At 59.1% G+C, this 23,406-nt stretch carries 24 protein-coding genes and 3 pseudogenes; 17 read left to right on the top strand and 10 right to left on the bottom strand.

Annotated elements, in window-relative coordinates:
- Window positions 1–180: 180 nt before the first annotated feature.
- From P775_RS11645 to cysT, 3 genes are all read left to right on the top strand, one after another.
- Entirely contained in the window at window positions 181–663 is a 483-nt protein-coding gene (locus P775_RS11645; protein ID WP_099911160.1) for an RrF2 family transcriptional regulator, read from the top strand.
- Window positions 664–807: 144 nt separating this feature from the next.
- Entirely contained in the window at window positions 808–2,001 is a 1,194-nt protein-coding gene (locus P775_RS11640) for a sulfate ABC transporter substrate-binding protein (RefSeq protein WP_245875651.1), read from the top strand.
- A gap of 3 nt (window positions 2,002–2,004) precedes the next feature.
- The gene (gene cysT, locus P775_RS11635; protein WP_099911159.1) at window positions 2,005–2,844 is read left to right on the top strand and encodes a sulfate ABC transporter permease subunit CysT; all 840 of its coding nucleotides are present in this window, start codon (window positions 2,005–2,007) and stop codon (window positions 2,842–2,844) included.
- 28 nt (window positions 2,845–2,872) lie between these two features.
- On the opposite strand, the gene P775_RS11630 is transcribed toward cysT, so the two are convergent.
- On the bottom strand, window positions 2,873–3,064 hold the full coding sequence (locus tag P775_RS11630) for a hypothetical protein (protein WP_099911158.1): 192 nt from the start codon (window positions 3,062–3,064) through the stop codon (window positions 2,873–2,875).
- 58 nt (window positions 3,065–3,122) lie between these two features.
- Between P775_RS11630 and cysW the strand changes: the two genes are divergently transcribed.
- The 4 genes from cysW (at window position 3,123) to P775_RS11610 (ending at window position 6,148) form a co-directional block, all read left to right on the top strand.
- Complete coding sequence (gene cysW / locus P775_RS11625) at window positions 3,123–3,986, top strand: sulfate ABC transporter permease subunit CysW (protein ID WP_180287419.1); 864 nt, start codon at window positions 3,123–3,125, stop codon at window positions 3,984–3,986.
- A 12-nt stretch (window positions 3,987–3,998) separates the two neighbouring features.
- Window positions 3,999–4,718 carry a sulfate/molybdate ABC transporter ATP-binding protein gene (locus P775_RS11620; protein WP_099911157.1) on the top strand — a complete coding sequence of 240 codons (720 nt, stop codon included), beginning with the start codon at window positions 3,999–4,001 and terminating at the stop codon, window positions 4,716–4,718.
- Window positions 4,719–4,899: 181 nt separating this feature from the next.
- The gene (locus P775_RS11615; RefSeq protein ID WP_099911156.1) at window positions 4,900–5,379 is read left to right on the top strand and encodes an Lrp/AsnC family transcriptional regulator; all 480 of its coding nucleotides are present in this window, start codon (window positions 4,900–4,902) and stop codon (window positions 5,377–5,379) included.
- Between the two features lie 172 nt (window positions 5,380–5,551).
- A complete protein-coding gene (locus tag P775_RS11610; RefSeq protein WP_180287418.1) occupies window positions 5,552–6,148 on the top strand; it encodes an RBBP9/YdeN family alpha/beta hydrolase in 597 nt (198 codons plus the stop codon).
- A 269-nt stretch (window positions 6,149–6,417) separates the two neighbouring features.
- Here P775_RS11610 and P775_RS11605 read toward each other — a convergent pair whose 3' ends face one another.
- From P775_RS11605 to P775_RS27575, 8 genes are all read right to left on the bottom strand, one after another.
- Entirely contained in the window at window positions 6,418–7,473 is a 1,056-nt protein-coding gene (locus P775_RS11605; protein WP_245875650.1) for a hypothetical protein, read from the bottom strand.
- A gap of 128 nt (window positions 7,474–7,601) precedes the next feature.
- Window positions 7,602–8,252 (bottom strand): hypothetical protein, encoded by a 651-nt coding sequence (locus P775_RS11600; RefSeq protein WP_099911153.1) that lies wholly within the window; start codon window positions 8,250–8,252, stop codon window positions 7,602–7,604.
- Complete coding sequence (locus P775_RS11595) at window positions 8,249–9,184, bottom strand: vWA domain-containing protein (RefSeq protein ID WP_099911152.1); 936 nt, start codon at window positions 9,182–9,184, stop codon at window positions 8,249–8,251. The genes P775_RS11600 and P775_RS11595 overlap by 4 nt, the downstream gene beginning before the upstream one ends.
- Window positions 9,181–10,143 carry a VWA domain-containing protein gene (locus P775_RS11590; RefSeq protein WP_245875649.1) on the bottom strand — a complete coding sequence of 321 codons (963 nt, stop codon included), beginning with the start codon at window positions 10,141–10,143 and terminating at the stop codon, window positions 9,181–9,183. The genes P775_RS11595 and P775_RS11590 overlap by 4 nt, the downstream gene beginning before the upstream one ends.
- The gene (locus P775_RS11585) at window positions 10,140–10,514 is read right to left on the bottom strand and encodes a hypothetical protein (RefSeq protein ID WP_143520883.1); all 375 of its coding nucleotides are present in this window, start codon (window positions 10,512–10,514) and stop codon (window positions 10,140–10,142) included. Before P775_RS11585 ends, P775_RS11590 begins: the two co-directional genes overlap by 4 nt.
- Complete coding sequence (locus tag P775_RS11580; protein ID WP_099911150.1) at window positions 10,511–11,389, bottom strand: DUF58 domain-containing protein; 879 nt, start codon at window positions 11,387–11,389, stop codon at window positions 10,511–10,513. Before P775_RS11580 ends, P775_RS11585 begins: the two co-directional genes overlap by 4 nt.
- Before the next feature lie 8 nt (window positions 11,390–11,397).
- The gene (locus tag P775_RS11575) at window positions 11,398–12,378 is read right to left on the bottom strand and encodes an AAA family ATPase (RefSeq protein WP_245875648.1); all 981 of its coding nucleotides are present in this window, start codon (window positions 12,376–12,378) and stop codon (window positions 11,398–11,400) included.
- 115 nt (window positions 12,379–12,493) lie between these two features.
- On the bottom strand, window positions 12,494–12,757 hold the full coding sequence (locus P775_RS27575) for a hypothetical protein (protein ID WP_143520882.1): 264 nt from the start codon (window positions 12,755–12,757) through the stop codon (window positions 12,494–12,496).
- Between the two features lie 604 nt (window positions 12,758–13,361).
- On the opposite strand from P775_RS27575, the pseudogene P775_RS28920 reads away from it, so the two are divergent.
- The 4 genes and pseudogenes from P775_RS28920 to P775_RS29425 form a co-directional block, all read left to right on the top strand.
- Window positions 13,362–13,656, top strand: a pseudogene (locus P775_RS28920) (transposase); the annotation flags it as partial.
- 273 nt (window positions 13,657–13,929) lie between these two features.
- Window positions 13,930–14,422: pseudogene (locus tag P775_RS11560) on the top strand (transposase); the annotation flags it as partial.
- 145 nt (window positions 14,423–14,567) lie between these two features.
- A complete protein-coding gene (locus P775_RS29430; protein WP_281256078.1) occupies window positions 14,568–14,855 on the top strand; it encodes a transposase in 288 nt (95 codons plus the stop codon).
- Window positions 14,856–15,365 carry an IS5 family transposase gene (locus tag P775_RS29425; RefSeq protein WP_281256077.1) on the top strand — a complete coding sequence of 170 codons (510 nt, stop codon included), beginning with the start codon at window positions 14,856–14,858 and terminating at the stop codon, window positions 15,363–15,365. It abuts the gene before it with no gap.
- Window positions 15,366–15,374: 9 nt separating this feature from the next.
- Here P775_RS29425 and P775_RS27570 read toward each other — a convergent pair whose 3' ends face one another.
- Window positions 15,375–15,851, bottom strand: coding sequence for a hypothetical protein (locus tag P775_RS27570; RefSeq protein WP_143520881.1), 477 nt, complete (start codon window positions 15,849–15,851; stop codon window positions 15,375–15,377).
- A gap of 965 nt (window positions 15,852–16,816) precedes the next feature.
- Here P775_RS27570 and P775_RS11540 point away from each other — a divergent pair.
- The 6 genes and pseudogenes from P775_RS11540 to P775_RS11515 form a co-directional block, all read left to right on the top strand.
- On the top strand, window positions 16,817–17,941 hold the full coding sequence (locus tag P775_RS11540) for an MHYT domain-containing protein (protein ID WP_099911147.1): 1,125 nt from the start codon (window positions 16,817–16,819) through the stop codon (window positions 17,939–17,941).
- A gap of 333 nt (window positions 17,942–18,274) precedes the next feature.
- Window positions 18,275–19,129: an FAD binding domain-containing protein gene (locus P775_RS11535; protein ID WP_099911146.1), complete on the top strand. Its 855-nt coding sequence runs from the start codon at window positions 18,275–18,277 to the stop codon at window positions 19,127–19,129.
- A gap of 12 nt (window positions 19,130–19,141) precedes the next feature.
- Window positions 19,142–19,636: a (2Fe-2S)-binding protein gene (locus tag P775_RS11530; protein WP_099911145.1), complete on the top strand. Its 495-nt coding sequence runs from the start codon at window positions 19,142–19,144 to the stop codon at window positions 19,634–19,636.
- A complete protein-coding gene (locus tag P775_RS11525) occupies window positions 19,633–22,050 on the top strand; it encodes an aerobic carbon-monoxide dehydrogenase large subunit (RefSeq protein ID WP_099911144.1) in 2,418 nt (805 codons plus the stop codon). Before P775_RS11530 ends, P775_RS11525 begins: the two co-directional genes overlap by 4 nt.
- 75 nt (window positions 22,051–22,125) lie before the next feature.
- On the top strand, window positions 22,126–23,001 hold the full coding sequence (locus P775_RS11520) for an AAA family ATPase (protein WP_099911143.1): 876 nt from the start codon (window positions 22,126–22,128) through the stop codon (window positions 22,999–23,001).
- Window positions 22,998–23,406 (top strand): annotated as a pseudogene (locus P775_RS11515) (carbon monoxide dehydrogenase); the annotation flags it as partial. The gene P775_RS11520 and the pseudogene P775_RS11515, both read left to right, overlap by 4 nt.

The following is a 23,406-nucleotide window of genomic DNA, read 5'->3' as shown; positions in this document are numbered from 1 at the left end:
GGATAAGTGTGTCCGGGGAAAGGGGAGCTGCGGCCAGTTTCAGATTTATGCAACAGCGCCTCTTCCGTGCGACATTGATGATGTGACCGCCATCTTGGCATGCGCTCGAGGCTTGGCTTCCATCATGATCCTCTAAATCTCGATCTTGTTATAGCTGATTTTCGGAGCTAACTGATCAAGATGATCACAAACAAGACAAAATATGCCCTGAAGGCGCTGATGGTGCTTGCCGATGAAAAGTCGATTGGCGGCGGGGCGTTTACGATCGAAGAAATTGCAGAGAAGTCCGGGGCGCCGAAACGTTTTCTCGAGCATATCTTACTGGACCTAAAACGGGCCGGTCTTATCGGAAGCAGGCGTGGTCGGCGCGGCGGTTATGAGTTGATCAAGGAGTCGCGGCGCATCTCAATCGCCGAGATTCTCCGTCTGATCGACGGGCCGCTCGCGCCGTTGCCATGTTTGTCACGCAGGGCCTATCAGCCCTGCGAGGACTGCAAGGATGAAGCGAGTTGCCGGGTCCGTGCGGTATTTGGCGGGTTTTATGCCACCTATATTCTGATGATGGAATCACTCACTTTGGCCGATCTTCAACAAGAGTCCAACCCTCTGGAGCGCTTCGGTCTGCCAGAGGCCAATCTTCTTGAAGAGGACACTGGAGAATAGGGTTCTCTAATCACGACTAAAAACGCCGTGATTTTTCCTTTGCAAAAGACGATTAACTCTGTCGTTATTAACGTGTCAGGCGGCGTCGTGCCTTTTGGGTGTGGCACGAGACGAAATTTCGCAGGGTTCAGCAAAGGATATCAAATGTTAAGCATCATCGAATTCGGCAAAGATGTGCAGGCGCCAGGCACGGTCATGAAAAGGCCTTGCCACGGGCAAGTAAAAATCGAGGGAGAAGTGCTGCGTTCTTTTGGCAAGCCGGTCACAGCCTCGGGTGCATCGGTTCCACTGGCCAACCCGGTCATCCGCGCACTTTCTTCCGGGGGCTTGCGCAGCGGGCTGGTCGCTATTTTTACGGCGCTGGGACTTTCGGCGGGTGCCGCATCGCCCGCTCGGGCGCAGGACAGCGTCGAAATCCTGAACGTGTCCTACGATCCGACGCGAGAACTGTATCGGGAATATAACGACCTGTTCAACGACTGGTGGACGGCGCAGGGAAACCCTGCGGTGAGCGTGAACCAGTCCCATGGTGGTTCCGGCGGGCAGGCGCGCGCGGTGATCGACGGGCTTGACGCTACGGTCGTGACGCTGGCCCTGTCTGCCGATATCGACGCCATTTCAGAGCGCACCGGCAAGATCCCGGCAGACTGGCAGTCTCGGCTTGAGCACAACTCTTCGCCATACACATCGACCATCGTTTTTCTGGTGCGGGAGGGCAACCCAAAGGGCCTGTCGGATTGGGGGGATCTCGTGAAGGATGGCGTTCAGGTGATTACACCCAACCCCAAGACATCAGGCGGTGCGCGCTGGAATTTCCTGGCTGCATGGGCTTGGGCGCTGGAGGAATATGATGGGGATGAAGACAAGGCACGCGACTATGTGACCGCCCTGTTCCGCAACGTGCCTGTGCTCGATTCAGGTGCGCGCGGATCAACCACCACTTTCACCCAGCGTGGAATCGGCGATGTCCTGCTAGCCTGGGAGAACGAGGCGTTTTTGGCGCTGCAGGAACAAGGCGAAGACGCGTTCGATATCGTGGTCCCGTCCGTATCCGTTCTCGCCGAACCGCCCGTCACGCTGGTGGATGGCAACATCACATCCGATGCTCAGCGCGTGGCGGCGCAGGCCTATCTCGAATATCTCTACAGCCCCGAAGCGCAGGCGCTTGCCGTCAAACATTTCTACCGCGCCTGGGACACCTCGGCCGCAGCGCCCGAAGATATCGCCCGTTTTCCGGATCTGAAGCGGCTGACAATTGCCGATTTTGGCGGATGGGCTAAGGTGCAACCCGCCTTTTTCGGTGATGGCGGCCTCTTTGACCAGATCTACGAGGAATAGGTCATGAGGGCGAATACATGGCGCTCTCCCTCTCCCATGCCTGGGTTTGGGCTGAGCTTCGGGATCATGCTGGCGGTCTTGTCCATCGTGGTTCTTCTGCCCATCGGCGCGCTTCTAGGCCGGGGCATTGCAATCGGTCCTGCGGATCTGTGGGATATGGTGAATTCCCGCAGGGTCTGGGCTGCGCTCGGTCTCTCGTTCCGCTCGGCCTTGGTGGCGTCGATCTTCAACCTTGTCTTCGGGCTGATCCTGGCTTGGGTGCTTGTGCGATACCGCTTCTGGGGCCGCAGATTCATCGACGCGGCGGTCGATCTGCCCTTTGCCTTGCCTACGGCGGTGGCGGGCATCGCACTGACCGCGCTTTACGCGCCAAATGGCGTGTTCGGGCAGGCGCTGGCGCAGCTCGGCATTCAGGTCGCCTATACCGAACTTGGAATCTGGATGGCACTGATCTTTATCGGACTGCCCTTCGTTGTTCGCACCGTTCAGCCGGTGATTGAAGAGCTGGAGAGCGAACTCGAAGAAGCCAGCGCTACACTTGGCGCCGCGCGCATCTACACTTTGCGCCGGGTGATCCTGCCTACGTTGACCCCAGCGCTTCTGACCGGCTTCGCGCTCGCGATGGCACGTTCGGTGGGAGAATACGGATCGGTGATCTTCATCGCGGGCAACATCCCCAATTTGACGGAAATCGCGCCGCTGCTGATCGTCATCCGGCTTGAGGAATACAATTACGACGCGGCCGCTGCGATCGGGATCGCAATGCTCCTGATTTCCTTCGCGATGCTGCTGGCCATCAACATCATTCAAATATGGAGCAGACGGAGGATTGGCCTTGTTTGACATCAAGCTTGATGAAATGCACCCCGCGTCACGTGACGCCGAGTGCCTCCCCGAAGGATCCGGTCTCGCCCTCTGCGGCCTCGGCTCTGTTATGACCTTGGCCCTGATTGCGGTCGCTCTCATAACCGGAAAGCCGCTCTGGGTGATCGTGACCCTCTGGATAGCCGTTGGCCCCGCCATAATTTTCGGTCTCGCACTCGTGGCCGTTTCCTGGGCCCATGTCCCCCGATCCTTCGGAGTTGACTCAACACTCCTCTCGCAAGAAGGGCGGGCACGTCATGTCTGACACTGCAATGACACCTCCCTTGGGGGTCACCACGGAACCGCTTCTTGCGCGCCGCCTTCTGATCTGCACGGTCATCGTGTTGATCTCGGTCCTGCTGTTCGCGCCGCTGATCGCGGTTTTTTCCGAGGCGCTCAGCCAAGGGGCAGGCGCTGCGATCCAAAGCCTCGCCTCGTCAGACGCCCGCTCTGCGATCCGCCTCACGCTGATCGTTGCGACTATTGCCGTGCCACTGAACGCTGCCTTCGGCATTGCGGCGGCATGGGCGATCACCAAATTCGATTTTCGCGGCAAGGCATTCCTGATCACGCTGATTGACTTGCCGTTCTCGGTTTCACCTGTGGTGGCGGGGCTGGCGCTTGTGCTGCTGTTCGGGGCCAATTCGACCTTTGGCGCCTGGCTTGTCGCGCATGACCTGAAGATAGTCTTTGCCTTTCCCGGCATCGTTTTAGCCACGATGTTCGTGACTTTCCCCTTTGTCGCAAGAGAACTGATCCCGGTGATGATCGAACAGGGCAAAGCCGAGGAAGAAGCCGCGCTGACGCTTGGTGCCACAGGCTGGCGCGCATTTTTCACCGTGACGCTGCCAAATATCCGCTGGGCACTGCTCTACGGTGTGCTGCTTTGCAATGCCCGCGCCATGGGCGAATTTGGCGCGGTCGCGGTCATCTCGGGCAAGATCCGGGGACAGACTACCACTATGCCGATCATGATCGAGATGCTTTACAACGAATATCTTTCAGTAGCGGCCTTCTCGCTCGCTGCTGTTCTGGCGCTGCTGGCGCTCTTAACACTGATCCTGAAATCCGTGCTGGAATGGCGCTATTCGGCGCTTCTGGCTGCGACCCGTCGCCATTGAAAAGGATACCCCATGTATATCGAAATCGAAGAACTGGCCAAGGAATTCGGCAGCTCAAGGGCGCTGCATCCCGTCTCCCTCTCCATTCCGTCCGGCGCGCTGATAGCCCTGCTTGGGCCGTCTGGGTCAGGCAAGACGACGCTGCTGCGCATCCTCGGCGGTCTGGAATTTCCCACCTCTGGCCGTGTGCTTTTTGATGGAAAGGATGCCACCGGCCTGTCGGTGCAGGAACGCCGCGCCGGGTTCGTGTTCCAGCACTACGCGCTGTTCAAGCACATGACCGTGTTCGAGAACATTGCCTATGGACTGCGCGCGCGCAAGCGCCGCGAACGCCCGACGGAGGCCGAGATCGGTCGCCGGGTGAACCGCCTTCTCGACCTTATCCAGCTTCCCGACATCGGTGCGCGCTACACCAGCCAGTTGTCAGGCGGGCAGCGGCAGCGCGTGGCGCTTGCCCGTGCGCTGGCGATCGAGCCGCGCATGCTGCTGCTGGACGAACCCTTCGGCGCGCTCGATGCCAAGGTGCGCAAAGAACTGCGCCAAGGGCTGCGCGACATCCATGACACGACGGGGCTGACCACGATCTTCGTGACTCACGATCAGGAGGAAGCAATGGAACTTGCCGATCTGGTTGTCGTGATGTCGATGGGTAGGATCGAACAAGTGGGCAGACCTGCGGACATCCGTGCACGCCCCGCCAGCACCTTCGTTCGCGAGTTCACAATGACCTGATGACCACATCTGCGGCCTGGGTCGCGGATCTTTCCCCTGCCTGCAATTAGTACTGTGGGGCATCATGGTGACAATCGTAAGTCGGGCAGGGGGCTGATGGCTTGGCAGGCTCAAGCAGATCAGGAAGCCCGTTCAAGAGACTGACATTGTACTTGGCCAAAGTCATGAAAAGGCAGCATGGATGACGAAAGACACTCTGGATCGCATCGACCGCAAGATCATTTACGAGCTAATGCGGGATGCTACCGTCCCAGTGGCGCAGCTGGCCGAAAGGGTAGGGCTTTCACAGACTCCGTGCTGGAAGCGGATTCAAAAGCTGGAAGCGGCAGGCGTGATCATGGGGCGGGTCGCGCTTGTCGATCAAGACAGGATCGGGCTTGGACTGACGGTATTTGTCGAGATTGAGGCCATGGATCATTCCCGCGAATGGCGCGCCGAGTTCCGAAAAGTAATCGAGGGTTTTCCAGTGATTGTCGAGGTTCACCGCATGGCGGGAGAAGTAGATTATTTGATGAAAGTTGTCGTGCATGACATGGCGACCTTTGACAGTTTCTATCTGGATTTGACGCGCACTCTAGCTTGCCGCAACGTGACCTCAAAATTCTCTATGGAATCGATCCGGCAGACAACAGCCTGGCCGATAGATATTGATGTGGCCTGAGGCGACGGATTCGTCCGGCTTTCATTTAAGAGCCAAGCCTGCGTCATTCCCGCAATTGTAATTATCGAATCGGCCACAAGTATCAGCGAGAGAGACAGGTTATCCAAACTGTCGGAAATTTGGAACCGAATACACGATAAACATGATAGTTATTTGTGGAAAGGAGGATCTCATGATTAACACTCTTCTGATTCCCAGACTGTATGGCTTCGCCGCACCCCATTGGCAGCAATGGTGGGAACGCGTCGATTCATCGGGGCGCATTGTCCGGCAGAAGTCGTGGTCGCGGCCCTGCCCAGGCCAATGGCTGACGGAAATTGCCGTTGCAGTTCTGGTGCATCCCGGCGCTGGTCTGGTGGGACATTCCGGTGGCACCATAGCTATAGTGCGCGTTTTGACACAATCTTCACAAATCAAGATTGCAAGCGCGCTGCTGGTCGCGCCGGCGGAAACCTCAAAGGCTGTCCGGACAGAGGTGTTCGGAATGATTCACGAAGCAGGACTGGGCGTTTTAACCATCGTTGCCGCAAGCCAGAATGTTTCATGGACGGATCATTCCCGCGTACAGGTGCTGGCAGTGGCTTGGGAGGCGGATATGATCGCTATGGGAGACACTGTCCATATAAATGTCGAGTCCGGATTCAGGCCATTGTCCAAAAGTCGCACGATAAGAGATTCGATGTGGGCACTGCCTGGCATTCCGCAGAGGTTTGCCGGGCCGGTTCGATCGGGGACGCCGCAACAAGGAGGCCTGACATGTCCGGCCTGATTGATATCCTTCGAAAAGCAAGGCCAGTGTTGATCTTCGCGACCTGCTATCTTTTAATCGTCATCCTTCTATTCGTCACTTGACCCGATCACAAAAGGAAACTGCGGATGTAGGGTTTTGCATGTGATGCCGGACTCTCCTGCTGCCCTTCCGGGTGGGACCAGAGAAATCAATCACGGTAGTTTTCCAGGCGATGTTCAAGCATAACGTGCTGCGGGCGCGCATGCGTAACGGCCTGAAAGTGCGACAGATCCGGCTTTGAAGTCTCTTTAAAAATCTCGCAAGATCCGCCGCGCCACAGCCATTTCGTCGCCTCTTACTGGCGGGTCTGCCGCAAAGATCAGGCTATCGAGCCGCTGGGTCAACGCCAGACGTTCCTCTAGGTTCAAGGTGGTTTCAGATTTCAAAAAGTCTGCCATTGCCTTCCGAAAACCGGCAACGTCTCCGCGTCGTTCAAGCCGCCTGAAGTGTGCAAACCTCTGTTGCCGCGCGATACAGCGTCTGAGCCGGCGGAACGGGGCAGATGTGAAGCGCATGCCACGCAACGTCATCGGGATGGCAATTCCCAGTCCAGCCAGAAAACCGAACGCTATTTGTGCATTCGCTTTAAACCCTGTCTGCCATCCCGCAGTTTCGTTGTTGGCAAAGCTTGCATAGCCGATAGTTGCGGGTGGAATCACGATAGATTTCGCCTGACCATCCGTCGTATCGAAATAGGGGATGACCGCCTGCGGGATAACGCCGGGCTCACCTGTGATCGGACGCAGGGTCCAGACCCAGACCACTGTGCTTACAGGCCCCTGGCTGGTCACCTGAACGCTGCGCTCTTCCGGAGGGGTGAAATTGATCAGCCAAGGTTCACGCAACGGCGGTTGTTCGGGCAGTAATTCAGGCGGCACACCAAGGGCTCGCAACACGATCCGACGTTGGACATTCTGTCCATCAATCAGTTTGGCAGGATCAGCCGACCAACTTTCTGATAATTCGAGCGCGCGTACAGGCAGCCAGTCGGACCCGGCATCTGCTGGTTTGGCACTGACCTCGATGGTGACTGGTGCACTGCGGACAAGTATCTTTTGCCGCACATTTTCGCGGTTCATGACTTCCAGTTCATGCGCGACGGGCAGGATCGTGGCTGTGCCCGCCCGTTTAGGAAACAGCGCGATCCGTCGCTCGATCACCACTGTGGGTAAACCTGCGATCTGCAATCGGGTCCAGTGGTCCGGGGCAAGCTGAATCCAGTCAAAATCGGTCATGGGCCGCAGCTTGACCTCTTCATTTGTGATGGTCTCGCGGTACTCGCCCCGCAAGGTTGCAAGCACCATCTCACCTTCCAGGGGGGCGGTATCCCGTGGATCAAGGATCAGGTTGAAGTGTACGTCAAACTCCTCTGCAGGCTCCTGTGCCAGTGCCGGAGTTGCCACAAGCAAGGTGAGCAAAAGCAGGACCATCCTCACCATCTGGATTGCTCTTCCTTGTGGGCATGCCCCGTCTGGCGGCGCCGTTCCATTTCCGCGCTTAGACGTCCCGTCAGGTAGGCCCCCGGCGCATCGGCGAGCGTGTCAAGCCAGTCCTCGGTCGCGCTGACGGTGCGGTTGTCAACTGCGCGGTCCAGACGGCGGACGCCATCAAGTGGGTCCTGCGCCAGAAGGTTCTGGTCAGGTTTTTCGGGGTCAAAAGCATTTGTATTCACACCGGATGCCTTCAATATGGCTGCAATCCTGCCATGACCATTGGCCTCTCCAATCACCGGCTCTACAAATTGTGAAACGATATTTCGGTTATGCTGGGCGTCGGCATCATATTGGTTGGCAAACAGCACAGCATCAAAATAGGCAACAGACAGCGCATAATTTCCCGTCATTGCAAGGCTGAGAGCGCGATCATAAGTAGCGCTGCGACCAACTTGGTCAAAGACCGCATCTGCCTCGGCATAACGGCCGATTTCATACAAGGCGGCCCCTCTGGCCGCAGGGTCTGAGATCAGTGGCAGGGCGATCTGCGGCGCCCCGGCCCACCAGAATAGTTTGGCCCAGGCATCCCGCCCCGATGCTGCCCCGGTGAGCGTGGCAGTGATCAGAATGATCAGGATCCCGCGCCTCATGTTTCGCGTCTTTGCTGGAAGAGGGGGAGCAGCGCCAGCATTCCAAGTACAAAGATCCAGACGCCATAGTCACGAAACAGGATAGCCTGCCGCGCCATTTCGGCGGTGCTCAGACCGCGACGATCTGCCAGAAGGCGTTCCAGCGGCCGTGTGTCACGGGCGTTCACCAAGATCCCCCCGCCGGCCTGCACTGCTGCCTCAAACATTTGAGGGGTGGCCGGCGGCATGCCAAAGGGAGGTGTCTGGTGATCCACAAAAACGGCGGAGATGCGGACATTCTGCCGAAATAATGCGTCGACCTCGTATAGAGTATCCGGTCCGAAACCATCGCCGTCGCTGACCACGATCACATCCGCATTTTCGGCCTGAGCGTCGCGGAGCATCTGCTGTGCGAGCTGCAGCGCACGATCCGGCCGACTGCCTGCAACTGGCATAGTATCGGCATCAATGACCGCAATCGCAGATTTCAGCATCTGAGGATCTTCGGTTGGCACACTGACCAGAAAGCTTTCTCCGGCGTAGACGGCAAGGGCGACAGGACGGGTGCCCTTTCGGTCCAGCAACCGCGCCACCGCGGCCTGCGCGTCACCCAGCCCGCCGCCGTCGATCATCGACGGGGACAGATCTAGCAGGATCACAATGGCATCAAGGTTGCGAAAGATCGGCGCGCCGGGGTTGCGCAGAGCTGGACCGGCGAGACCAATGGCCATCAGCGAGGCGGCCGCCGCCATGACCCACGGACGGGTGTCGCTGGCGCCGAGCTGCACATGACCCAACCGGATCAGTGCTGGCAACAGTTCGGGATCGATCACCTTACGCCAGCGGCCAAACCCGTCCGCCTTGCGCATCGCAATCACCGCCGCGGTGAGCACCAGCGGAATGGTCAGAAGCCACAGCGGACGCAACAAAACGAACACATCCAGATCAATCATATGCGCACTTCCCCGCGCCACAGCAGCAGCAACGCCGCAACAAGGAAAAGCGCCAGACCGCCGGGCCACATCCAAAACTCGCGCCAGGTTTCGATCGGGGGCGCTTTGGACGGGCTTGGTTCAAGCGCATCAATCGCGTCCGTCACCGTTCGCAGATCTTCGGTGTTCCTGACGCGAAACATCTGCCCGTTCGCTGCATGGGCAATGTCGCTCAGCATGGCGGCGTCAACCGCATCGCGCGAGGATGGATCGCTTTCCAGATCCGCTGGACCTAGCGCGATGGTGTAGATGCGAATACCGTATCTGGCCGCGATATCTGCTGCGGCCAGAGGATCGGTAGAGCCAGATGTATCCTGCCCATCCGAAAGCAGGATGATCACCCGGCTCTTGGCGTCGCGCTCGCGCAACCGCTTTATGGCAAGTCCGATCCCGTCCGCGATGGCGGTGGATTTTCCCGAGACCCCGATCATAGTGGTTTCTATCACATGCGCCACCGATGCCACATCATGGGTCGGTGCAGCCGCGACATAGGCCCTGTCGCCAAAGACCACCAGACCAACGCTGTCCCCTAGCCGCCCGCGGACAAATTCCGACGCCACCGCCTGAACCGCCGCAAGCCGGGATACGACCTCTCCGTTGAGGGTGAAATCCTCGCGTTCCATCGACCCCGACAGGTCGAGCGACAAAAGGAGGTCACGCCCAGATGCAGGCAGCACATCCAGCACTTGTTCCCGCCGCGGCCCCATGAGCGCGAGAACTGACAGAACCCAGATTAGCATCAGGGCCACGCGACTGGCGCGCTGAACGGTAATCTGGGCCTGGGCAGGTTTCAGCGCCGCACCCAAAGCGGGGGGCAGCGTCAAGGCACCGCTGGGCTGCTCCTTGACAGGCAGCACCCAAAGCAAGAGCAGCGGCAGCGGCAAAAACAAAACTGCCCATGGAAAGGCGAAACTGATCATGCGATACGCCCCTTTGCGGCACTGCGGATTGCCGCTTCGATTGGTTCCGGGGCGATCTGCTGCGCGGGGTCATAAAGCGCGGCGTCAACATTCAGCTGCGACACCTGTTCGGGCGCGTAGCGTGTCAGCAATTCGGCAAGACCAACCAGCCGCTCATCGGGGGCTTGCCGGGACAGATGCGCGATCTGCGCCTGAACCTCTTCAATCGGGCGCAGCCTGCGTTGGGTCAGCACGCTGTTCAGCCTGGCGATTATAAGCCCTGCGATCAGCCCAAGCGACAGGGCCAACAAGGCATCCTGTAGCCTGAAATCGGCATACCGGGCGGGAATGCGTATTGGGGCCAGCAGGTTTATCAACTCTGCTTCGGTCACCTCGAAAGCTCCATATCGATACTTTGTGCGGCGCTCACCGGGCGGACCCTGATCCCAAGCGCAGATAGCTGTTCCAAAGAGGTGGACTGCCCGAAAACGCCACGCCGCACCCGCCCGCTGATGCGCGCGGCAAACACGCCAGAGGGGGGCTGCAGTTCCAGCGCGTCCTGAACCAGCAGCACCGACAGGTGGCATTTGCGCATCAGGGCGGTCGCGGTGGCAGCGAAATTGGGGCCTGGGTTGTCAAACCCGGTTGCCAGAACCACGTCACTTCCCGGTCTTGCCAGCGCTGTGGCGCGTTCCAGCATGTCACAAAGCGTCAGTGGCTCAGATCCTGTCTGTTCGGCGGCGTCACTGGCCGCATCCATAGCGAACCCATGAAGACGCGCCAATATCTCTGTAATGCCCAGCATGGCGGCCTCGCGCGGCTTGGGCGCTCGGGTCTCGACACCTCTGTCCCAGCAGCAGAGGCACCCGACCTGACCGCCATCGGCCACCACCTGCCAGCCTGCCATCGACAATGCTTCTGCTGCAGCGACGGACCGCAGACGACCCTTGGTCCCCCAGAGCATGGAAGAGCGAAAGTCAGCGACGAGAAGGGCCGTGCGATCCATCTGTTCATGGCGGTTGCGCAGTTGGGGCCTCCCGCTGCGCGCCGAGGCGGCCGGATCAATGTGACGGGGATCGTCCCCTTCCTGAAAGGGTCGCAGATCATAGATGTCACCACCTTCGCCGCGTTTCGGCCCCGAGGCGGAACCGACGACGGATCGGGCAAAATTCACATCCTGAGACAGCCCGGCATAGCCTGCCATCGCGATCAACCGCTCGGTGCTGACCTCGGTGCCACTGTGTGATGTCGTCCTGTCCTGCAACATGGATCTGCTCACAATGCTTTCACGGATCCGAGTACCTCGGAGAACAGAGAACGCGCGGTTTCCCCAGCCGCCTGCGCGCGCCAGGTCGGGACAAGCCGATGGCACAGAACATCCGGTGCCAATGCGGCCACGTCTTCGGGCAGGCCGAACGCCCGCCCTTGTAGAAACGCACGCGCCCGAACACTGGCAGCCAGCGCGAGTGATCCTCGCGGGGAAACTGCATGCCGGATACGCCCTCCGACAGACAAGTCATTGGTATCGCGTCGCGTTCCCATCACGAGGGCGACGATATATTTCTTCAGCGCAGGCGAAAGATGCACCTTTAACACGTCCTGCTTCATTGCAGACAGGGTCGCGCGGTCCAGAATTGACCCAACCGGCGCAACATTGGCCTTCAGCTCATCCTCAACCAGGTTGAGGATGGCAAGTTCTTCCTGCTCTTCGGGTAATTCCAGCAACACATGCATCAGAAAGCGATCAAGCTGTGCCTCTGGCAGGGGAAAGGTGCCTTCGTTCTCCAACGGATTCTGGGTCGCGATGACCATGAAGGGTTCAGGCAGTTTACGGGTCTTGCCGCCAGCCGTCACTTGCCCTTCTCCCATGCCTTCCAGAAGTGCAGATTGTACCTTAGGCGGGGCGCGGTTGATTTCGTCCACCAGAACCAGATTGTGAAACAGCGGACCGGGCAGAAATGACATATCGCCGCTGTCGGGGCGAAAGACCTGCATGCCCGTTATATCGCCGGGCATCAGGTCTGGCGTGCATTGGATGCGGGCAAAATCACATTCCAACCCATCAGCCAGCCGCCGCACCGAGCGCGTCTTAGCAAGACCGGGCGCCCCCTCAATTAGAATATGACCGCCAGTCAGAAGGGCGATCATCAGGCGTTCGATCAATGCGTCCTGACCGATCAGGCCAGCCTTCATTCTCGAAATGAGATTGAGCGCGGGCGCATTGCCACCTCCACTCGTCATATCATCAGCTGCCATTGGCCTCCCCCCAGCCCGATGTAACGGCATGTGAATCGATCAAACGTCGCACATTTTTACCGCCTTCAAATGGAAGCTAGGGAGGACATTTTGGGAAGTCGAGCGGGACAAGAGTCTACGTGAATGATCTGTGAGCATGTTTCTGAAATGCAGCTCTGCCAATGCCGCGACGCGCCACATGTCCGAAGTTCGTGCTGTTCGCGGCCATCGCGCACAATCCTTGCGCATTGCGGCAAAGAAAGAGTTTGGCAAAAGATTTGCGGCGAGGCAGAGCCCGCAGCGGGACGCTGAACGAATAAGGGCCGCGAGGTTTCCCCGCACTCTTGTCGATACAAGCTTTAAAGAAGCCCAGCTTGTTGGGATCGTCGCTGAACAGCATGTTGATGTCTGCTGGTATTGGTTCAGCATCATCTTGTCAGAGAGTGTCCTATCGTCTGTGTAACTTGGCTTTGGTCTATGCTTCCTGAGAGGGTCAATGAGGATGACGATTTCCAAAGAACCATTGGACGAGTTCCTGAAGGGCTGCGAGCGGCCTTACGATCTGCTTTGCGGTGGCGGTCTGAAAAATCGAAGATCAAGCTGATGGAGCACATGTCAGGCGCGGAGCTGAGCGCGCAGTTGGGTTTATGAGGACGGCTAGGATGCGTCGCTGATACAGAGCCGAACCGGCGCGACTGGACATCCAGCAAGGGCCTGAAGCGCCAAGACGGCGAGGTAGCGATTGCGAGCCTCCCGACAGGGGTGGCAATTTCGAGCCCGCACTTGTCAAGAAAGGCCAAACCCGGCTCGACGGCATAGATACCAAGATCATCCATTGCCCTGCAGGTGCTTGCGAAGCACTCTGCCGGGAGGGGGTTTATCTGCGGCTGGTCGCATCGTTCGTGACAGCCAGGCTCATCTGGAAGACGTTTGCGACCTGCAGGTCCGCCCGACCTGATCAGGCCGCCGCCGGACTGGTTGTGTTCGAGTAAAAATAGGCAGGCAAATATCCCTCCATCGCCCCGACTTAGCGCAGGGCCCAGCAAGAGGTGATCCCGTTCTTTGCCTTCGATCAGCCCATTCACCAGATCATCTTCACCACAAACGCGATTGAATGTCTGAACCGCGTGATCCGCAAATCGATCAATACGCACGGGTCATTCCCGACCGAACACGCCGCCACAAAGCTGATCTACCTGGAGATCCGCAACTTCGAGAAAGGCGGGCGGAAATGTGAGAGACTGGTCTACCCTCCGCAATCAATTCGATATCGTGTTCGACGAGCGCTTTAATATTTGACCCTGTCTGAAAACCGCATGAGCCAGACCAGATACACAGATTTCAGGTCACTCCAACGGACCGCGAATTTACTGTCAATTTTCGAACTCTTTGTCAGCGCGGCCCTGCTGCACTGATACACTTGTGTCGGCATCTCGATCACATAGCCTGAAGGATGGGTTCTTCTCTGGAAAGGGAAGGTCCACGCTTCACGTCTTTTGCACAACAACGGGCTCTGTTGCACAAAGCGGGCAAGGGATTCACGTTGAGAATCCAGTTTGGTCTCTGGCCCGCATGAGTAAACCGACATCTCCTACCTATAAGACGAGGAAGTGGGCTGCTTGCAACGCCGCGCTGAAGCGCCGCGGGTCCGTGACGATTCACTGACCGGCAGTGCATTGCACAGCAATGTCACGAGAGGTTGGTTCGATCCGGAGATGAACTGGGATGCCGAACCTTTCGGCAAGAGGGGCAGATCACTGACATTCAGTGACGCTGCAATCCAGATGTGCCTTACCATGACGGGTGAAGGGCGTCCCGGAAACGATTCTGGTGATCGTTTCAGCCCTGAACCGGCTGAGCCCCGGGCGTGTTCGGCATGGCGCTTTGCCAGACGAGGGGCTTCGTCGAAAGCCTGCTTCGGCTGACACGGTTGGACTGGTACGTGCCTGATTTCAGCACCATCTGCGAGCGTCAGAGGAAGCTTGCGGTGAACATTTCATATCGCGGCGCGCAGGGCCCGATGCACCTGGCGATCCCCTCTCGGGCAGTGAATGCATTGTCTGAAACTGTTGGGCCCAGGGCTGATGGCACGCGACTTTGACCGACAGGTCGCGGAGGTTCTGCACGCAGGCGCGCGTGCCAGGCGTTTCGGTTGCTCAGGTGGCGCGGCGCTATGCGATGAGCACCAACCTGATCCAGACGTGGCTGACATGAGCGATCTTTTCTGGCTGACCGACGTGCAGATTGCGCGTCCGAAACCCTTCTTTCCGAGGTCGCACGGAAAGCCCCGGGTTGATGTCAAGCGTGTGCTGAGCGGCATAATCTTTATTAATCGTAGTGGCTTGCGCTGGCGTGACGCTCCTTCCGCGCATGGCCCCCACAAGACGTTCTACAGCCGCTGGAAGCGTTGGAGCGAGAAAGATATCTTTGCGCGGATGATGGCGGGCCTGGCCGCCCTGCACGGCGAGAAGAATACAGTGATGATCCCCTCTCATTGATTGCTGCGCAATCAACTGCCGGGCAGTGGATGCGACCTACCTGAAGGCACATCGCACGGCGTCCAGTCTGGGCATGAAAAAAGGGGGCGTGGTCGCCTGATCGGTCCCATCATGGGCGGCATGAACACCAAACTGTACGCCATCTGCGACAGTCAGGGTCGCCCGCTCGACCTGTTCGTCACCGCCGGGCAGGTCAGCGAGTACATCGGCGCGCGAGCTTTGCTCAGTAGCTTGCACAAGGTCGATTGGCTGCTCGGGAATCGCGGCTATGATGCAGACTGGTTCCGAGAAGCGTTGAAAGACAAAGGGAAAAAGGCATGCATCCCGGGTCGAAAGCAGCGGAAGACCTCGGTGAAATACGACAAGCGCCGATACAAGCGGCGCAACCGCATCGAGATCATGTTCGGCAGGCTCAAGGACTGGAGGCGCCTCGCGACACGCTATGACCGCTGTCCCAAGGTATTCCTCTCTGCCATCGCCCTTGCAGCTCTTGTCATCTATTGGTTATGAATCGTGACCCTAACAGGAACGATACCCCATATTTATCAGCTGCACGCCTGTGATGCTAACATACCCGTCGATGCGATAACGCCAAGTTTTCATGAATTGGCTGTGCAAGTGTGGGGGGAAGTTCTTCGACATAACCTGCGACCAGTATTCGAATTGATCGGCTGGGAGCTTACGACCATAATAGCTCGGACCATGAAAGCCAAATACAGTGCGTGGGTTGACGCAGACATCCGCAGCCCCAAGGAACATCGTGCAAGAGGACAGGCAAAGCTCTCCGCGAATTTCCACGCGACGGCCATTGCGCCGAAGTTCTTCGACAAATTGCGAACGCGCTCTCAGCAGGCCACCGCGATCTGTTCCTATGACCAGTACATTATCTGACAGTCCCCTCGGTTGAGCAGCTACAGACGGACGAACAGCAGCAACTGTAAGACCGAGGATCAAAAAAGCGCAGAGAAACAATTGCGCAAACGCATGACGGTTCATGACACAATCCCTATTTGAGGTGGTTCGAGAAACGGCTCGAATTGGACGTGGGCTCGAACATGCAGTGCGCATGCTTGAAAGACGTTGTTCCGGTGGACACTGATTGGGAACATTGTCTGTCTAGCCCCGCAATCGGACGCTATGAGGGCTCGATTGTGGCAAATCGGGGGTCTCTAAAAGACATTCTCTTGCATCACTTTGATGGTGCTGCCGTATTTCGCATCTTTTCAGCCTGCGAGCATTTTATGTGGCGACTGATGCTATTTCCCGGCGAGGGTGTGTCGCGAGAGTATTGAAAGTTGCATACCAAAATTTCTTGCCCGCAGATCCTCAACATCGCGCCAGTTCATGACAAAACGATGGCGTGAGCGAGTCCCAGAAACCTCCGCAACGACGCAAGCTCTGGTTTGCTATTTGCTGATCATCACCACGAAAGATGTCGAGACGAAATCAGCATACACCTGCATTCCGGGCTAAGATGGCATTGAACGCCCGAAAGGTGAGGAGGCCGAGTTGGGTCAGGCGATCCGATTCGGCGTGCACCGCAAGATGACCTAGCAATGCGCGCGCGCAATGTTGAAGATAGAGTGCCGCAAATTTCAAAAAAGGTTGAGAAGGTCCCTTGGGGTGGGCGCAATTATCCCGCGCAGTCTGCGAATTGCTCGAAGCCGGGCTTGGCGGAGCGGTCAAAACGTGGCGAAACTACACTGAAAACCACCTTGTCAAGAGCATCTGCCAGCGCGGAAACAACAAATGCACTTACCAACCCGCATGACAGGCCTTTCCACCGAAAAATTCCTTTGGGTTTCCCTGCCCAGACCTTTTAATAGCCAAGCTTAGTGCCATATGGCTTGATCGGCTAACTGTACGAGATCAAAATTTTCTTTGTGCGGATTATTGGTTCGCTCAGGAGCACGTAAATGGCGCAGCTTGTGACACGAGCTCGCAACAGAGTATCATAGATCATGCAGTTTCTGAATTACACGCATAATCATTGGCTTGTGGCCGCCTCGCTTGCCGTGGCGCTGATGGCGGGATTTACGGGCCTGTCCCTGACCAGTGGGCTGCGCGACAAGTCTTTGGAAAAACGCAAAATTTCTGTTGCGATGGCATCTGTTGCTCTGGGAGGGGGCATCTGGTCTATGCATTTTGTCGCGATGCTGGGGCTCCAGCTTCCGATCCTTTTCTACTATGACGCGGTCATCACGCTGATTTCGGCAATGGTGGCGATCCTGATTGTCGGTTGTTCCTTGCTGCTTTTGCATTTTCGCTCACGTACCCCAGTCACGCTGACGCTTGCGGGGGCTATCATCGGCATAGGCATCGTCGCCATGCATTATATCGGCATGGCCGGCCTTGAACTCTGCCGGGCAGTTTACACGCCGCTGGGACTGACCATTGCGGTGGTGGGGTCGCTGGTGCTCAGCACTGGGGCGGTTTGGCTCGCCTATGGCAAGCGCACCCAGCGCAATCTGCTGCTGGGCACTGTGGGCTTCGGTCTGGCGGTGTTCTGTGTGCACTTCGTCGCCATCCTTGGCTCGCGCTTTACCGCATCGCCAGTCGTCCGTGACGTCGGTCCCGTGATCGGAAATGAGGTGATGGCCATCGGCGTGGTGCTGACCAGCTTCGTGCTATGCGGTGCCTTCCTGCTGAGCGGGGTAACCCTTCTCGCGCCCGCGCAGCCCAAGGATGAGCCGAGCGTCCTTGGACCGCCTGAGCCTGCGGCGGACCTTCCCATTGCTGCGCGCGCCGCGTCACCTCGTCAGATCCCTTACGAGCAGAACGGTCGCACCTTGTTCCTGTCGCCGACCACAGTCGGGGTGATCCGCGCCGAGGGGCACTACACCTTTCTCTACACCCGCGACGCCAAGCTGTTCTGCGCCTGGTCGATCACCGAGGCAGAGATCCATCTGCGCGGCGGCCCCTTCATCCGCGCACATCGCAGTTATCTGATCAATCCCGCGCATGTGACCCGGTTCGAACGGCTCAAGGATAACGGCATCGTCTATTTCGACAGCTTCGAACCCCTGAAAAAGGCCCCTGTCAGCCGCTCCAAGCTCCAGTTGGTGCGCGCCGCGCTTAGGCGCTGACGGGGTCTTTACTGGAAGGGTCACCCGGTCGCTGGCATTATAACACTCGCTCGAGAACCCCTCAACTTCCATGAGGGGAAGAGTGGCTGGGCGTTCTAAGACCTTCGGTCGCGTCGCTCTTCTGGATCTTCGGGCCTGCTGAAGGGCGGCGCATTAATTCCGCGCGGTTGTTTGTCGGGCGCTGATCGGGTGATCCAGCAGCTTCGCATTTCGTGCAGCACTTTCGCACTTCGTGCAAAAAAATCCTCAATCCGCTCAAATCCTGAACGTTTTTCCAGTGGCCTGCCTAGTCTTTTGGCAAGACGCAGAAACATGCGACGGGAGGAGCATCACATGATTCCGGCAGCTTTCGACTACCATCGTCCCGATAGCCTTCAGGACGCTCTCGGCCTTTTGCAGACCCATGGCGAAGATGCGCGTGTCATGGCGGGGGGCCACAGCCTGATTCCGATGATGAAGCTGCGCATGGCCGAGGTGCCGCATCTGATCGACCTTCAGGCAATCACCGGCCTGCGCGGAATAACTATCGACGGCGCCACGTTGCGCCTTGGCGCGATGGTCACGCAGCACGAGATCATCGAACATGCCGGGCTGTCCTGCGCCGCCCCCATCCTGCGCGAAGCGGCGCTGCAGATTGCCGACCCGCAGGTCCGTTACATGGGCACGATCGGCGGCAATGTCGCGAATGGTGACCCCGGCAACGACATGCCAGGCCTCATGCAATGCCTGGGCGCCGAATTCACCCTTGTCGGCCCCGATGGCACCCGCAGTGTGGCTGCGCGCGCGTTTTACGAGGCCGCTTACATGACCGCCCGCACCGATGACGAGATCCTGACCGCGATCAGCTTTCCGGCAACCACGGGCGGTTATGCCTATGAAAAGCAGAAGCGCAAGATCGGCGACTATGCCACTGCCGCGGCTGCGGTGCTGCTGACCAGAAAGGGAGGCACCTGCGCATCTGCCTCCATCGCGATGACCAACCTTTCCGATGTGCCGGTCTGGTCCGAGGCGGCAGCGCAGGCGCTTGTCGGGACGGCCTGTGACGATACCGCCATCAAGGCCGCCATGGCGGCGATGGATGCGGATATCGACCCGGGCGAGGATAATCGAGGCCCCGTCGCCTTCAAGCGCCATGTGGCTGGCGTCATCCTGTCCCGCGCGATTTCCCGCGCTTGGTCCCGCACGTAAAGGAGCCGACCCATGTCGAAGAAAATGCAGATCACCCTGACCGTGAACGGCGAGGCACAGGATCTTCTGGCAGAGCCGCGCGAATTGCTGATCCACGTACTACGCGAGCGGCTGAACATCACCGGGCCGCATATCGGATGCGAAACATCGCATTGCGGCGCCTGCACAGTGACGATGGACGGCAAGTCCGTGAAATCCTGCACCGTTTTTGTGGCCCAGGCCAACGGAGCCTCCATCACGACCATCGAGGGGATCAGCACCCCGGACAGTCTGCATGTTTTGCAGAACGCGTTTCGGGAACATCACGGGCTTCAATGCGGTTTCTGCACGCCGGGGATGATCACCCGGGCGATCCAGCTGCTCGAGGACAACCCCAACCCGACCGAGGAAGAGGTGCGCTTTGGCATGGCCGGCAACCTCTGCCGCTGTACCGGCTACCAGAACATCGTGAAATCCGTGCTTGCCGCCGCCACCGAAATGTCCGCCGCCAGGGAGGCCGCAGAATGAACGATCTCTCACCGGAACGCGATAACCGCATCGCAAATCTCAAGGGCCTTGGCTGTTCGCGCAAGCGGGTGGAGGATGTGCGCTTCACCCAAGGCAAGGGCAATTACGTCGACGACATCAAGATGGCCGGGATGCTGCACGGCGATTTCGTCCGATCGCCCTATGCCCACGCCCGGGTGGTCTCCATCAACACCGATGCGGCAATGGCGCTGGATGGCGTCATTGCGGTGCTGACGGCAAAGGATCTCGAACCGCTGGGCCTGCACTGGATGCCGACGCTTGCGGGCGACAAGCAGATGGTGCTGGCCGATGGCAAGGTGCTGTTCCAGGGGCAGGAGGTGGCCTATGTGGTCGCCCGCGACCGCTATGTCGCCGCCGATGCAGTTGAACTGGTCGAGGTCGAGTACGAGGAACTTCCCGTGCTGGTCGATCCGTTCATGGCCTTGGAATCCGACACCGTGCTGCGTGAGGATCTGGCCGGTCAGACCTCGGGCGCGCATGGCGAACGCCGTCATCCCAACCATATCTTCCTGTGGGAAGAGGGCGACAAGGCCGCAACAGAGGCGGTGCTGGCCGAGGCCGAGGTCGTCGCCGAAGAGATGATCTATTACCATCGCACCCATCCCTGTCCGCTTGAAACCTGCGGCTGTGTGGCGTCGATGGACAAGGTGAACGGCAAGCTCACGCTCTACGGCACCTTTCAGGCGCCGCATGTGGTGCGCACCGTCGCATCGCTGCTTTCGGGTATCGAGGAACACAACATCCGCGTGGTCAGCCCCGATATCGGCGGCGGTTTCGGCAACAAGGTGGGGGTCTATCCGGGCTATGTCTGCTCGATCGTCGCCTCAATCGTGACCGGCAAGCCGGTGAAGTGGGTCGAGGACCGGATGGAGAACCTGATGGCCACGGCCTTTGCCCGCGACTACTGGATGAAGGGCAGGATCAGTGCCACCAAAGAGGGCAAGATCACCGGCCTGCACTGTCACGTGACCGCCGATCACGGCGCGTTCGATGCCTGCGCCGACCCGACCAAGTTCCCCGCCGGGTTCTTTCACATCTGTACGGGAAGCTACGATATTCCCGTGGCTTACGTGGGCGTGGACGGGGTCTATACCAACAAGGCGCCGGGGGGCGTGGCCTATCGCTGTTCCTTCCGCGTGACCGAAGCCGCCTATTTCATCGAACGCATGATCGAACGGCTGGCGCAGGAGTTGAACATGGATTCGGCCGAACTGCGCCGCATCAACTTCATCCGCAAGGACCAGTTCCCGTATCACTCCGCATTGGGCTGGGAATACGATTCGGGCGATTATCACACCGCGTGGGACAAGGCGCTTGCCGCCGTCGGTTATGACACACTGCGGGCCGAGCAGGCCGAAAGGGTCGAAGCCTTCAGGCGCGGCGAGACGCGCAAGCTGATGGGAATCGGCCTGTCGTTCTTTACCGAGATCGTCGGGGCCGGGCCGGTCAAGAACTGCGACATCCTCGGGATGGGAATGTTCGATTCCTGCGAGATCCGCATCCACCCGACCGGCAGTGCCATCGCCCGCCTTGGCACGATCAGCCAGGGTCAGGGCCATGCGACGACATTCGCCCAGATCCTGGCGAGCGAGATAGGCATCCCGGCGGACAGCATCACCATCGAGGAGGGAGATACCGACACGGCCCCCTATGGCCTTGGCACCTACGGGTCACGCTCGACCCCGGTCGCGGGGGCGGCGACGGCGCTGGCGGGGCGCAAGATCCGCGCCAAGGCGCAGATGATCGCGGCCTATCTGCTCGAAGTGCATGACAATGACGTGGAATTCGACGTCGACCGCTTTGTGATCAAGGGCGCCCCCGAGCGGTTCAAGACGATGAAGGAAATCGCCTATGCCGCCTACAATCAGGCCATTCCGGGGCTTGAGCCGGGGCTGGAGGCGGTCAGCTATTACGATCCGCCCAACATGACCTATCCGTTTGGGGCTTATATCTGCATGATGGACGTGGATGTCGATACCGGAGAGACCGAGGTGCGGCAGGTCTATGCGCTGGACGATTGCGGCACCCGCATCAATCCAATGGTGATCGAAGGGCAGGTGCATGGCGGTCTGACCGAGGCGTTCGCAATCGTGATGGGCCAGGAGATCGCCTATGACGAGATGGGCAACTGCAAGACCGGCACGCTGATGGATTTCTTTCTGCCGACGGCGGTCGAGACGCCGCATTACACCACCGACTTCACCGAAACCCCCAGCCCGCACCATCCCATCGGCGCCAAGGGCGTCGGCGAAAGCCCCAATGTGGGCGGCGTGCCGATGTTTTCGAACGCGGTGCACGATGCCTTCCGCGCCTTCGGACTGAAGCAAAGCCACATGCCGCATGATCACTGGCGGATCTGGCGCATTGCCGAGGGACTGGGGCTGCATGGGTAGGGCGCGCCCGGGCGGCGCCCGTGCGGAGATCTGCGCAAGGCCGGTCGCTGGGCACGGATTGTCGGGAGGCTGAGCATGACGTGGAGTGATCTAAAGACGGACATGGCCAGTCAGGGCTATGTTGCGTCAGACGATCTATCGATGGCGCTGCACCTTGCATTGTCGCTGGGACGGCCCCTGCTGCTTGAAGGCGCTGCAGGGGTCGGCAAGACAGAGGTCGCCCGTGTGCTCGCGGCGGTGAAATCCACGCAACTGATCCGGCTGCAATGCTATGAAGGGCTGGACGCTGGTCAGGCGATCTATGAATGGAACTACCAGCGCCAGCTGCTGGCAATCCGGGCCGCCGCAGAGGATGGCGAAAGCGCTGCACAGGTCGAGGCGCGCATCTTCTCTGACGCCTACCTGCTGGAGCGGCCTCTGCTGAAAGCGATCCGCCAGCCCGTGGCACCCGTGCTGCTGATCGACGAAATCGACCGTGCGGACGAAGAATTCGAGGCCTATCTGCTTGAAATTCTGTCAGAATTCCAGATTTCGATCCCCGAGCTTGGCACCATCACCGCCACGACGCGCCCGATGGTGATCCTGACCGCGAACGGCCAACGGGACCTTTCGGATGCGCTGCGTCGTCGCTGTCTTTACACGCATGTGGATTATCCGGACCGGGCCACGGAACTCGCGATCCTGCGAACGCGTATTCCGGGTGTCGAGGATGTGCTGGCGCAGCAGATCGTCGGTTTCGTGCAGGCCCTGCGGAAGGAAGAGCTGGAAAAGATCCCGGGCATCGCCGAAATGCTGGATTTCGCGGCCGCTTTGTCGGGTCTTGGCATCGCGGATCTGACCGAGGATCCGCAGGTGCTGCAGGCCACGCTGGCCACATTGCTCAAGACACGCCGCGACCGCGACAACATTCCGACCGAAGTGGCGCAGCGGCTGGCGGGCCGCGCCGCATGAGCCGCGTGACACGCTTTGCCGGGCGCGATCCGGGGCCTAATGCCCGGGTGGCCGGGTTCATGGCGCATCTGCGCGGGCACGGTTTGCGTCTTGGCGTCGCGGAGACCGCTCTGGCCGTCGAGGCATTGACGCATGTGGGGGCACACGATCCCGATGAGGCGCGCCTTGCCTTGCAGGCGGTCTGCACAGGCTGCGCGGAGGAGGTCGCGGCGTTCGGGGCGTTGTTCGACGCATGGTGGCGCAATGATGGTCGTGTGCGCGACAAGTTGATCCCGTCGCATGCGGCGGCCACCGAACACATGCGCAATTCCCGCTCGGCAGATGGCCCCGAAACCCATGGCACCGGCCGGATGGACAGCCCGGATGAGAGCAACGGCGCGGGCGAGGCGATGAGCGGAGGCGAGG

It is taken from the genome of Puniceibacterium antarcticum, assembly GCF_002760615.1.
In the GTDB taxonomy this organism is placed as follows: Bacteria; Pseudomonadota; Alphaproteobacteria; order Rhodobacterales; family Rhodobacteraceae; genus Puniceibacterium; species Puniceibacterium antarcticum.
Note: the sequence above shows the minus strand (reverse complement) of the source record. Positions and strands in the feature narration are given on the sequence as shown.